The 11,420-nt window shown below is 72.5% G+C and carries 11 protein-coding genes; 8 read left to right on the top strand and 3 right to left on the bottom strand.

What is annotated here, in order from left to right; genetic code table 11:
- Positions 1 to 71: 71 nt before the first annotated feature.
- Positions 72 to 1,706 carry a phospho-sugar mutase gene (locus ACQZOG_RS18795; protein WP_359518666.1) on the top strand — a complete coding sequence of 545 codons (1,635 nt, stop codon included), beginning with the start codon at positions 72 to 74 and terminating at the stop codon, positions 1,704 to 1,706.
- A 148-nt stretch (positions 1,707 to 1,854) separates the two neighbouring features.
- On the opposite strand, the gene ACQZOG_RS18790 is transcribed toward ACQZOG_RS18795, so the two are convergent.
- On the bottom strand, positions 1,855 to 2,607 hold the full coding sequence (locus tag ACQZOG_RS18790; protein ID WP_058916850.1) for a PH domain-containing protein: 753 nt from the start codon (positions 2,605 to 2,607) through the stop codon (positions 1,855 to 1,857).
- Between the two features lie 159 nt (positions 2,608 to 2,766).
- Here ACQZOG_RS18790 and deoC point away from each other — a divergent pair, with 159 nt between their 5' ends.
- Genes deoC through ACQZOG_RS18775 form a run of 3 tightly spaced genes read left to right on the top strand, consistent with a single transcriptional unit; the run spans position 2,767 to position 6,069 of the window.
- Positions 2,767 to 3,720, top strand: coding sequence for a deoxyribose-phosphate aldolase (gene deoC, locus ACQZOG_RS18785; RefSeq protein ID WP_033272286.1), 954 nt, complete (start codon positions 2,767 to 2,769; stop codon positions 3,718 to 3,720).
- Positions 3,721 to 3,725: 5 nt separating this feature from the next.
- A complete protein-coding gene (locus tag ACQZOG_RS18780) occupies positions 3,726 to 5,162 on the top strand; it encodes an aldehyde dehydrogenase family protein (RefSeq protein ID WP_058916848.1) in 1,437 nt (478 codons plus the stop codon).
- A complete protein-coding gene (locus tag ACQZOG_RS18775) occupies positions 5,155 to 6,069 on the top strand; it encodes an aldehyde dehydrogenase family protein (RefSeq protein ID WP_037641281.1) in 915 nt (304 codons plus the stop codon). Before ACQZOG_RS18780 ends, ACQZOG_RS18775 begins: the two co-directional genes overlap by 8 nt.
- 86 nt (positions 6,070 to 6,155) lie before the next feature.
- Here ACQZOG_RS18775 and ACQZOG_RS18770 read toward each other — a convergent pair whose 3' ends face one another.
- On the bottom strand, positions 6,156 to 6,494 hold the full coding sequence (locus ACQZOG_RS18770) for a hypothetical protein (RefSeq protein ID WP_033272291.1): 339 nt from the start codon (positions 6,492 to 6,494) through the stop codon (positions 6,156 to 6,158).
- A gap of 59 nt (positions 6,495 to 6,553) precedes the next feature.
- Between ACQZOG_RS18770 and ACQZOG_RS18765 the strand changes: the two genes are divergently transcribed.
- Positions 6,554 to 7,258, top strand: coding sequence for a uridine kinase (locus tag ACQZOG_RS18765; RefSeq protein WP_193455621.1), 705 nt, complete (start codon positions 6,554 to 6,556; stop codon positions 7,256 to 7,258).
- A 239-nt stretch (positions 7,259 to 7,497) separates the two neighbouring features.
- Here the strand turns inward: ACQZOG_RS18765 and ACQZOG_RS18760 are convergent, their stop codons facing one another.
- Positions 7,498 to 8,235, bottom strand: a complete 738-nt coding sequence (locus ACQZOG_RS18760; protein WP_033272294.1) for a SigE family RNA polymerase sigma factor — start codon at positions 8,233 to 8,235, stop codon at positions 7,498 to 7,500.
- A 243-nt stretch (positions 8,236 to 8,478) separates the two neighbouring features.
- Between ACQZOG_RS18760 and afsQ1 the strand changes: the two genes are divergently transcribed.
- From afsQ1 to ACQZOG_RS18745, 3 genes are read left to right on the top strand one after another with little or no spacing between them, the layout of a single operon-like run.
- Positions 8,479 to 9,156: a two-component system response regulator AfsQ1 gene (gene afsQ1, locus ACQZOG_RS18755; protein ID WP_158698222.1), complete on the top strand. Its 678-nt coding sequence runs from the start codon at positions 8,479 to 8,481 to the stop codon at positions 9,154 to 9,156.
- On the top strand, positions 9,153 to 10,754 hold the full coding sequence (locus ACQZOG_RS18750) for an ATP-binding protein (RefSeq protein ID WP_033272296.1): 1,602 nt from the start codon (positions 9,153 to 9,155) through the stop codon (positions 10,752 to 10,754). Before afsQ1 ends, ACQZOG_RS18750 begins: the two co-directional genes overlap by 4 nt.
- Positions 10,754 to 11,380, top strand: a complete 627-nt coding sequence (locus ACQZOG_RS18745; RefSeq protein WP_033272297.1) for a hypothetical protein — start codon at positions 10,754 to 10,756, stop codon at positions 11,378 to 11,380. The genes ACQZOG_RS18750 and ACQZOG_RS18745 overlap by 1 nt, the downstream gene beginning before the upstream one ends.
- Positions 11,381 to 11,420: the final 40 nt, after the last annotated feature.

The following is an 11,420-nucleotide window of genomic DNA, read 5'->3' as shown; positions in this document are numbered from 1 at the left end:
CCACCGGGCGGAGCCCACCCCTCCCCCATGCGAACCTGACACCACACCGACCGAGAGAGGCCGACCGAACCGTGGAACACGACGCGCTCATCGCACAGGCCCAGGCATGGCTCGCCGAGGACCCCGACCCGGACACCCGCGAGGAACTCGCCCGCCTCATCGACGACGGCAACCACGCCGAACTCACCGCCCGCTTCGCCGGCACCCTCCAGTTCGGCACCGCCGGCCTCCGCGGCGAGCTCGGCGCCGGCCCCCTCCGTATGAACCGCTCCGTGGTCATCCGCGCCGCAGCCGGCCTCGCCGCGTACCTCAAGAAGCAGGGCCACGACAACGGCCTCGTCGTCATCGGCTACGACGCCCGCCACAAGTCGCACACCTTCGCCGAGGACACCGCCGCCGTCATGACCGGCGCCGGCCTCCGCGCCGCGGTGCTCCCCCGCCCCCTCCCCACCCCCGTCCTCGCCTTCGCCATCAGGCACCTCGGCGCGGTCGCCGGCGTGGAGGTCACCGCCAGCCACAACCCGCCCCGCGACAACGGCTACAAGGTGTACCTGGGCGACGGCTCCCAGATCGTCCCCCCGGCGGACGCCGAGATCGCCGCGGAGATCGACGCCGTGGCGTCACTCACCACCGTCCCCCGCCTCACCACCGGCTGGGACACCCTCGACGACACCGTCCTGGACGCCTACCTCGCCCGCACGGACGCCGTCCTGTCCAAGGGCTCCCCCCGCACGGCCCGCACCGTCTACACGGCCATGCACGGCGTCGGCAAGGACGTCCTCCTCGCCGCCTTCGCCCGCGCGGGCTTCCCCGCCCCCGACCTCGTCGCCGAGCAGGCCGACCCCGACCCGGACTTCCCGACCGTCGCGTTCCCCAACCCGGAGGAGCCCGGCGCGATGGACCTCGCCTTCGCGAAGGCCCGCGAGACGGACCCGGACCTGGTCGTCGCCAACGACCCGGACGCCGACCGCTGCGCCGCCGCCGTGAAGGACGGCGACGACTGGCGCATGCTCCGCGGCGACGAGGTCGGCGCGCTCCTCGCCGCCCACCTGGTCCGCCGCGGCGCGACCGGCACGTTCGCGGAGTCGATCGTCTCGTCGTCCCTCCTCGGCCGCATCGCCGAGAAGGCGGGCCTCCCGTACGAGGAGACCCTGACCGGCTTCAAGTGGATCGCCCGCGTCGACGGCCTGCGCTACGGCTACGAGGAGGCCCTCGGCTACTGCGTGGACCCGGACGGCGTACGCGACAAGGACGGCATCACGGCGGCGCTCCTCCTCACGGAACTGGCGTCCGAGCTCAAAGCCGAGAACCGCACCCTCCTCGACCTCCTCGACGACCTCGCCGTGGAGCACGGCCTGCACGCCACGGACCAGCTGAGCGTCCGCGTGAAGGACCTGGGGCTGATCGCCGCCGCGATGCGCCGCCTGCGCGAGCAGCCCCCCACCGGACTGGCGGGCCTGCGCATCACCAGGACCGAGGACCTCACCGAGGGCACGGACACGCTTCCGCCCACCGACGGCCTCCGCTACACCCTGGACGGCGCGCGGGTCGTCGTCCGCCCGAGCGGCACCGAGCCCAAGCTGAAGTGCTACTTGGAGGTCGTGATCCCGGTGGCGGCCAAGGCGGACCTCCCCGAGGCCCGCACCAGGGCGACGGCCCTCCTGACCGCGATCAAGCGGGACCTGTCCGAAGCCGCGGGCATCTGAGCAAGCGGGGGCGGCCCGATCCCGGACCGCCCCCGCCGTAGCTAACGGCACAGCTCAGAGCTCAGAGCTCACAACTCCCAGCTCAGAGCTCACAACTCCCAGCTCACAGCTCACAGCTCACAGCAACCGCCTGCTCGCAACCGCCCGCTCAGCCCAGCCCCCACAACACACCCAGCAGCACGGCTCCCGCCACCGCAGGCGCGATGATCTCGTAGGCCCACCGCACGGTGACCTCCCCCTGCGTCCCCGGCTCCCCCTGCCGCCGCTCGTGCAGCTCACGCAGTTCGTCCATGGCCCGGTCCGTCTCGGCCCGACGCGGCCCGCCGGCGGCCAGGGCGGCGCCCGCCCCCAGATCGGCGGCGCCCACGGCACCCCCGCCCACGGCGCCCCCTCGCCCGCGCCCGGACCCGGACCCACCCTGCCCGCCACGGGCGTCCGCCCGCGCGGCCGCCCGAGCGGCCCGCGCGTCCTGCCGCGCCGCCTTGCTGCGCGCCCGCAGGGAGACGGGCAGCGCCCACAGCTGGTACTTGGTGCCGGACTCGTCGACGACCTCGTTGGAGAACCCGGACCGCAGCGAGGCGACCTGCCCCCACGGCAGCACGATCAGCCGCAGCGGGTTGCGGATGCGCAGCCGGTCGTCGTTGACGAACACGGCGGGCCGCAGGGTGTAGGCGAACACCACGGGCCCGAGGAAGAGCATGACGGCGAGCGCGAGCCACGGCGTGCGGCCCTCGCCGACGACGACCGCGTCGATGCCGAGCCAGGCGACGATGGCGAGCACCAGCACGCCTCCGACGACGCCTGCGGGCGAGCGGTAGACGCGGTCCTTGTACGGGGTCGTCGTCGCGGTCCCGGCGGGCTTCGTGGGCTCCGGCTCGCGCGACGGGTCGGGGGTCGTCATGCCCCCGATTCTGCACGACCCCCGCCCCGGACCCGAAGGCCGCTCGTCCCGCCCCCTCCCACGCCCCCTCCCCTCGGCCTCCCGGCCGGACCCCACCGCTCCGTTTCCGTTCCGGGGCTGTACAGCCGCTACGCGCGTAGATATGCTCGTCTGGTGACCATGCCCACCACTGCACCCCACGCTCTGAGCGACGTCACCGCGTCCGACAGCACGCTGCGCCGTTTCCTCCACGGGCTGCCCGGCGTCGACGCGGTCGGCCTGGAGGCGCGTGCCGCCTCCCTCGGTACCCGCTCGATCAAGACGACCGCGAAGGCGTACGCCATCGACCTCGCCATCTCGATGGTCGACCTGACGACGCTGGAAGGCGCGGACACCCCGGGCAAGGTCCGGGCGCTCGGCGCGAAGGCGGTCCGCCCCGACCCGACCGACCGCTCGGCGCCCGCCACGGCCGCGGTCTGCGTCTACCCCGACATGGTGGCCACGGCGAAGGAGGCCGTCGCCGGTTCGACCGTCAAGGTCGCCTCCGTCGCCACCGCCTTCCCGGCGGGCCGCGCCCCGCTCTCCGTGAAGCTGGCGGACGTCCGTGAGGCCGTCGCCGCCGGCGCCGACGAGATCGACATGGTCATCGACCGCGGCGCGTTCCTCGCGGGGAACTACATGAAGGTGTACGACGAGATCACCGCCGTGAAGGAGGCCTGCGGGACGGACGCCCGCCTGAAGGTCATCTTCGAGACGGGCGAGCTGTCGACGTACGACAACATCCGCCGGGCGAGCTGGCTCGGCATGCTGGCCGGGGCGGACTTCATCAAGACCTCGACGGGCAAGGTCGCGGTGAACGCGACCCCGGCGAACACCCTCCTGATGCTGGAGGCGGTGCGCGACTTCCGCGCGCAGACCGGGATCCAGGTCGGCGTGAAGCCGGCCGGCGGCATCCGCACCAGCAAGGACGCGATCAAGTTCCTGGTCCTGGTCAACGAGACCGCGGGCGAGGACTGGCTGGACAACCACTGGTTCCGCTTCGGCGCCTCCTCGCTGCTGAACGACCTGCTGCTGCAGCGTCAGAAGCTGGCCACCGGCCGCTACTCCGGCCCCGACTACGTGACGGTGGACTGATCACCATGGCACCTGTTTTCGACTACGCCCCGGCGCCCGAGTCCCGCTCGGTCGTCGACATCGCCCCGTCCTACGGCCTCTTCATCGACGGCGAGTTCACCGAGGCGGCCGGCGGCAAGGTCTTCAAGACCGTCTCCCCCTCCTCCGAGGAGGTCCTGTCCGAGGTCGCCGAGGCGTCCGAGGAGGACGTGGACCGCGCGGTGCGGGCGGCCCGCAAGGCCTTCGAGAAGTGGTCCGCGCTGCCCGGCTCGGAGCGCGCGAAGTACCTCTTCCGCATCGCCCGGATCATCCAGGAGCGCAGCCGCGAGCTGGCCGTCCTGGAGACCCTGGACAACGGCAAGCCGATCAAGGAGACCCGCGACGCGGACCTCCCCCTGGTCGCCGCGCACTTCTTCTACTACGCGGGCTGGGCCGACAAGCTGGAGCACGCCGGCTACGGCGCGAACCCGAAGCCGCTCGGCGTCGCCGGCCAGGTCATCCCCTGGAACTTCCCGCTCCTGATGCTGGCGTGGAAGATCGCCCCGGCGCTCGCGACCGGCAACACGGTCGTCCTGAAGCCCGCCGAGACCACGCCCCTGTCCGCCCTGTTCTTCGCGGACATCTGCCGCCAGGCGGGCCTGCCGAAGGGCGTCGTCAACATCATCACCGGCGACGGCCGCGCCGGAGCCGCGCTGGTCGCCCACCCCGACGTGAACAAGGTCGCCTTCACCGGATCGACCGCCGTCGGCAAGGAGATCGCGCGCACGGTCGCGGGCACCCGCAAGAAGCTCACCCTCGAACTGGGCGGCAAGGGCGCCAACATCGTCTTCGACGACGCGCCGATCGACCAGGCCGTCGAGGGCATCGTCAACGGCATCTTCTTCAACCAGGGCCAGGTCTGCTGCGCGGGCTCGCGCCTGCTGGTGCAGGAGTCGATCCACGACGAGCTGCTCGACTCCCTGAAGCGCCGGCTGTCCACGCTGCGCCTCGGCGACCCGCTGGACAAGAACACCGACATCGGCGCGATCAACTCGGCCGAGCAGCTGGCGCGGATCACCGCGCTGGCCGAACAGGGCGAGGCGGAGGGCGCCGAGCGCTGGTCCCCGGCCTGCGACCTGCCGGAGAACGGCTACTGGTTCGCCCCGACGCTGTTCACGAACGTCACCCAGGCGCACACGATCGCCCGCGACGAGATCTTCGGCCCGGTCCTGTCCGTCCTGACGTTCCGCACGCCGGACGAGGCGGTCGCCAAGGCCAACAACACGCCGTACGGCCTGTCGGCGGGCATCTGGACCGAGAAGGGGTCGCGGATCCTGGCGGTGGCGAACAAGCTGCGCGCGGGCGTGATCTGGTCCAACACGTTCAACAAGTTCGACCCGACCTCGCCGTTCGGCGGTTACAAGGAGTCGGGCTTCGGCCGCGAGGGCGGCCGCCACGGCCTGGAGGCGTACCTCGATGTCTGACAAGAACGAGAAGACCGAGAAGAACGAGCGCCTCTCCGTCTTCAAGACCTACAAGCTGTACGTCGGCGGGAAGTTCCCGCGTTCCGAGAGCGGCCGGGTGTACGAGGTGACTGACGCCAAGGGCAAGTGGCTGGCCAACGCACCGCAGTCGTCCCGCAAGGACGCCCGTGACGCGGTGGTCGCGGCCCGCAAGGCGTTCGGCGCCTGGTCCGGCGCGACGGCGTACAACCGCGGGCAAATCCTGTACCGGATCGCGGAGATGCTGGAGGGCCGCCGGGACCAGTACGTCCGGGAGGTCGGCGAGGCCGAGGGCCTGTCGAGGTCGAAGGCGGCGGCCCAGGTGGACGCGGCGGTCGACCGCTGGGTCTGGTACGCGGGCTGGACCGACAAGATCGCCCAGGTGGTGGGCGGCGGCAACCCGGTCGCGGGCCCGTTCTTCAACCTGTCGTCCCCGGAGCCGACCGGTGTGGTGACCGTCCTGGCCCCGCAGGAGTCGTCGTTCCTGGGCCTGGTCTCGGTTGTCGCTCCGGTGATCGCGACGGGCAACACGGCCGTGGTGATCGCGTCCGAGAGGGCCCCTCTCCCCGCCCTCTCCCTCGGCGAGGTGCTGGCCACGTCCGACCTGCCGGGCGGTGTGGTGAACATCCTCTCCGGCCGCACGGCGGAGATCGCCGCGCCGCTCGCCGCGCACCAGGACGTCAACGCGATCGACCTCGCGGGCGCCGACGAGGCGCTGGCGAAGGAGCTGGAGATCGCGGCGGCGGACAACCTGAAGCGCGTGCTCCGTCCACAGCCTGTGGACGATTGGGCGGACGCGCCCGGCACGGACCGCATGACGGCCTTCCTGGAGACCAAGACGGTCTGGCACCCCACGGGTTCGCTGGGCGCGTCCGGCTCCTCCTACTGAGCCGCACGCAGACCCCACGGCGGGAGCGCCGTGCCCCTCCCCCGTCCGGGAGCGGGCACGGCGCTCCGTCGTGCCGTACGCGCGCGTCAGCCGCGCAGGGCGTCCGTCACCGTGCCCACCCCGGGGATGGAGCCGACCGACTCCGCCTGGGCGACCGGGCCGGTCACCTCGCGGGAGTCCAGCCCACGGAAGTCGGCGACCTGCGTGCCGACGCCGTTGTCCAACGGGTCCACGCCCGTGCCGGCGAGCGGGTTGGGCTTGAGGTCCGCGACCGTCCCCACGACCTGCCCGGGGCTGTCGGGCAGCACGTTCGCCTCCGCGGCGGACGCTGCCGCCGCCGCGACGCCGAGTGCCGCTCCCGCCGTCGCGAGTACGGCCATGGAGCGCCGGACGACGGGCGTCCTGGGTGCCTTGTGTCGGGCCATCGCTGTGCCACCTCTTGACTTCGCAGGGTCAACGGTCAGACGCGCAGCGTAGTTGACATGTGACGCGCGCTTCAAAGTCGGGCCGCCGGGTCGTACGCCACCCGCGCGATGCCTCACACTGGTGTCCCGTGAGTTCCCAGTCGCCCATATCCGCGCGAGTCGTGCTGCTCTGCGGCCCTTCCGGCTCCGGCAAGTCCCTCGTCTCGGCCCGCTCCGGCCTTCCGGTGCTGCGCCTGGACGACTTCTACAAGGAGGGCGACGACCCGACGCTGCCGCTGGTGGCGGGCACCTCCGACATCGACTGGGACGACCCCGCCTCGTGGGACGCGGATGCCGCGGTCGCCGCGATCGATCGGCTGTGCAGGACGCGCGCGACGCAGGTCCCGGTGTACGACATCTCGTTGAGCGCCCGCACCGGTGAGGCGGCCGTGGACATCGGCGGGACGCCGCTGTTCATCGCCGAGGGCATCTTCGCGGCGGAGATCGTGGAGCGCTGCCGCGAACGGGGTCTGCTGGCCGACGCGCTGTGCCTGAGCCGCGGTCCGGTGCGGACCTTCCGGCGCCGGTTCCTCCGGGACCTGAAGGAGGGCCGCAAGTCGGTGCCGTTCCTGCTGCGGCGCGGCTGGCGGCTGATGCGTATGGAGCGGTCGATCATCGCCCGTCAGACGGCGCTGGGCGCGCACGCGTGTGACCGCGACGAGGCGCTCAGCCGGCTGGCCACGGCGGCGGTCGCCGGCCGGCCCGCGCCCACGGGCGCGCCGTGACGCAACGAAAAAGCGGGACCGCGTGACGGGCCCCCCGGCCCCTCGCAGTCCCGCTGTTTCCGCACCCCCGTGGTGCCCCCCGTGTTCCCCCGTTCCCCCTTCTTGCGTTCCCCCGGATCCCCCGATCCCCCGTTCCACCGCGCGGACGCCCCCCCCGACGTCCTGACGGCTCCCCCGTCCCTCACTCCCGGGCCCCCCGGCCTGGAAGCCCCCCCGGGGCTCCCCCTGCCCCCGGACCTTCAGGCCACGAGCTCCCCGAAGGCGTTCTCCTCGTCACGGCCGAAGCTGAGGACCTCGTCCTCGCGCAGCCGGCGGAGCGACCGCCAGATGCTGGACTTCACCGTGCCGACACTGATGTTGAGGATGTCCGCGATCTCCGGGTCCGTGCGGCCCTCGTAGTAGCGCAGGACCAGCATGGTGCGCTGGAGTTCGGGCAGCCGGGCCAGTGCCTGCCACAGGACCGCGCGCAGCTCGGTGCCGCGCATCGCGTCCGTGTCGCCGGCCGTCTCCGGCAGCTCCTCGGTCGGGTACTCGTTCAGCTTGCGGCGGCGCCACGCGCTGATGTGCAGGTTGGTCATGGTGCGGCGGAGGTATCCGCCGACCGCCGCCTTGTCGCTGATCCGGTCCCACGCCCGGTAGGTCGAGAACAGCGCGCTCTGCAGCAGGTCCTCGGCCTCGAAGCGGTCGCCGGTCAGGTGGTAGGCGGTGGCGTACAGGGAGGCGCGGCGCTCCTGGACGTAGGCGGTGAACTCCGCCTCGCTCACCGAGCGGCGCTCCCCCGGTTCCTCCCTGTACGCGCTTCCCCCGTCGGTGTCCCCCGTGGACGCGTCAACCACCGTCATGATCGCGGTGTGCTGACGCCCGGCGCCGCGAGCGCACCCCCGCATGCCCGCGGCGCCGGACTTCTCGGAACCCCGGTGCACGTCGTGCAGACGCGTGACAACTGCGCTGGTGGTGGTGCCGTGCAGCGTGTTCATCTCGCGCCCCCCGTCGTGGACTTCCGGTGTTTCCGCCTGCGGTTGTGCTGTGCCGAAAAGCTTGCCGCGCCACCTTCATGGCCGTGTCCGCCGACTGTCACAGACGTGTCACAGGGGTCGGTCACCGTGACCGCACACTTCCTCCACAGCTCGGCGGGGGCGAAAGCGGCACGTATCCGGGCCCAAGGGGCACCCGTCGCGCACGGGTCGAACAGGAAGCCCTCCATGGGCCAGAATGAGCGCGTGCCTTCCCTGTTGCTGATCGAGGACGACGACGCCATCCGCACGGCCCTGGAGCTCTCACTGACGCGCCAGGGTCATCGCGTGGCGACCGCTGCCAGTGGTGAGGACGGTCTGAAGCTCCTGCGCGAGCAGCGGCCGGACTTGATCGTGCTGGACGTGATGCTGCCCGGCATCGACGGCTTCGAGGTGTGCCGTCGCATCCGGCGCACGGACCAGCTGCCGATCATCCTGCTCACCGCGCGCAGCGACGACATCGACGTCGTGGTCGGCCTGGAGTCCGGCGCCGACGACTACGTGGTCAAGCCCGTGCAGGGCCGGGTGCTGGACGCCCGGATCCGTGCGGTGCTGCGGCGCGGGGAACGCGAGTCCAACGACTCGGCGACCTTCGGCAGTCTGGTCATCGACCGTTCGGCGATGACGGTGACGAAGAACGGCGAGGACCTCCAGCTCACGCCGACGGAGCTGCGGCTGCTCCTCGAGCTGAGCCGGCGGCCCGGACAGGCGCTGTCCCGGCAGCAGCTGCTGCGGCTGGTGTGGGAGCACGACTACCTGGGCGACTCGCGGCTGGTGGACGCCTGCGTCCAGCGGCTGCGCGCCAAGGTCGAGGACGTGCCGTCGTCCCCGACGCTGATCCGTACCGTCCGCGGTGTCGGCTACCGGCTGGATCCGCCTCAGTGACACAGGAGCACCAAGGGGGAGGCCGCGGCTGGTCCGCGGCACGCAAGGGAGTCTGGTCGCGGCTGCGCTTCACGAGCCTGCGCCTGCGGCTGGTCGTCGTGTTCGGCCTGGTCGCGCTGACGGCCGCCGTGTCCGCGTCCGGGATCGCGTACTGGCTGAACCGCGAGTCGGTGCTGACGCGTACGCAGGACGCGGTGCTGCGCGCCTTCGAGCAGGAGATGCAGAACCGCGCGGGCGCGCTGCCCGAGCACCCCACGCAGGACGAACTGCAGCGCACGGCGGGCCAGATGGCCAACAGCAGTCAGCGCTTCACCGTGCTGCTCGTCGCCGAGAACCCCGAGGGCCAGACGGTGTACGGCAGTTCGGGCGGGCTGAACGGGTTCTCGCTGGGGGACGTGCCGGAGTCGCTGCGCGAGGCGGTGACCGAGCGGCAGAAGGTCACGTCGAACAACAAGTACCCGCACCATCTGTACTGGCAGCGGATCGTCGAGGACGACACCCCGTACCTGGTGGCGGGGACCGAGCTGATCGGCGGCGGCACCACCGGCTACATGCTGAAGTCGCTGGAGCCGGAGGCGAAGGACCTCAGCTCGCTGGCCTGGTCGCTGGGGATTGCCACCGGGCTGGCGCTGATAGGTTCCGCCCTCCTCGCGCACGCCGCCGCGACGACCGTGCTGAAGCCGGTGCAGCGGCTGGGGACCGCGGCGCGGCGGCTCGGGGAGGGGAAGCTGGACACCCGGCTGAGGGTGTCGGGCACCGACGAACTGGCCGATCTGTCACGCACGTTCAACAAGGCGGCCGAGGCGCTGGAGAAGCGCGTCGCGGACATGGCGGCGCGGGACGAGGCGTCCCGCCGGTTCGTCGCGGACATGAGCCACGAGCTGCGCACCCCGCTGACCGCCATCACCGCCGTGACGGAAGTCCTCGAGGAGGAGCTGGAGTTCGAGGGCGGCGGCATCGACCCGATGATCCAGCCCGCGGTGCGGTTGGTGGTGAGCGAGACCCGGCGGCTGAACGACCTGGTGGAGAACCTGATGGAGGTCACCCGCTTCGACGCGGGCACCGCCCGTCTGGTGCTCGACGACGTCGACGTCGCCGACCAGATCACCGCCTGCATCGACGCGCGCGCCTGGCTGGACGCGGTGGAGCTGGACGCCGCGCGCGGCATCCACGCCCGGATCGACCCGCGCCGCCTGGACGTCATCCTCGCCAACCTCATCGGCAACGCCCTCAAGCACGGCGGCTCGCCGGTGCGGGTCGCGGTGCGGGAGGAGCCGGGCGACGACGGGGACGCGTCGGGCGGCTCGGTCGTCATCCAGGTGCGGGACCACGGTCCGGGCATCCCGGAGGAGGTCCTGCCGCACGTCTTCGACCGCTTCTACAAGGCCAGCGCCTCCCGTCCGCGCTCCGAGGGCAGCGGTCTCGGCCTGTCCATCGCGCTGGAGAACGCGCACATCCACGGCGGTGAGATCACGGCGGCCAACTCGGACGAGGGCGGTGCCGTGTTCACCCTGCGGCTGCCGCGGGACGTGTCCGCGGCGGAGCAGGGGGAGAAGGCCGGCGACGCCGGGGACGAGGGCGCCGAGGGGGACGCCTGATGAACGGACGACACGGACGACGCCGGGCCGCGCTGCCGGCCCTCGCGGGGGTCGTGGCGCTGGGCGCGCTGCTGTCGGGGTGCGGGATCCGGGCGACCGAGGTGCCGACCGACTTCGGTCCCGCGCCCTCCCGGGTGCGCTGTTCGCTGGGCGAGCCCGAGGGCGCGGGCCAGGGCGAGCGCGGGCTGCCGGTGCAGGTGTTCCTGGTGTGCGGGCCGTCCCTGGTGGCCGTGGACCGGGCGGTGCGGGTGGCCGACGGGGCCACGGACGCGCGCCGGGTGCTGGTCGCGCAGGGCCTGATGGACGAGCTGACGCGGGAGCCGACGGATCCCGAGCGGGAGGCCGGCTACACCACACGGGTGCGGCAGGGCACGACCGTGACCGGGCCGCGGGCCGGCGACCCGGAGGACACCCTGCGGCTGAGCACCCCGCCCGCCGAGCTGTCCGCGACGGCGCTCGCCCAGATCGTGTGCACCTTCTCCGACTCGGCGGCGGCCGAGGGCAACGGCTCGGTGATCCTCGGCGGCCCCGACGACGCGGCACCGCGCCGCTACCGCTGCACCGACGACGTACGGGCCCGTCCGGGGGCCGGGAAGCCGCCGTCCACCGAGGCCACCGGAAGCTGACCCGGCGGGCGCCCGCCGGGGCGGCGCCGCAGTGTGGTGC

This window comes from Streptomyces sp. P13-3-3 (assembly GCF_050571355.1).
Lineage (GTDB): Bacteria > Actinomycetota > Actinomycetes > Streptomycetales > Streptomycetaceae > Streptomyces > Streptomyces althioticus.
Note: the sequence above shows the minus strand (reverse complement) of the source record. Positions and strands in the feature narration are given on the sequence as shown.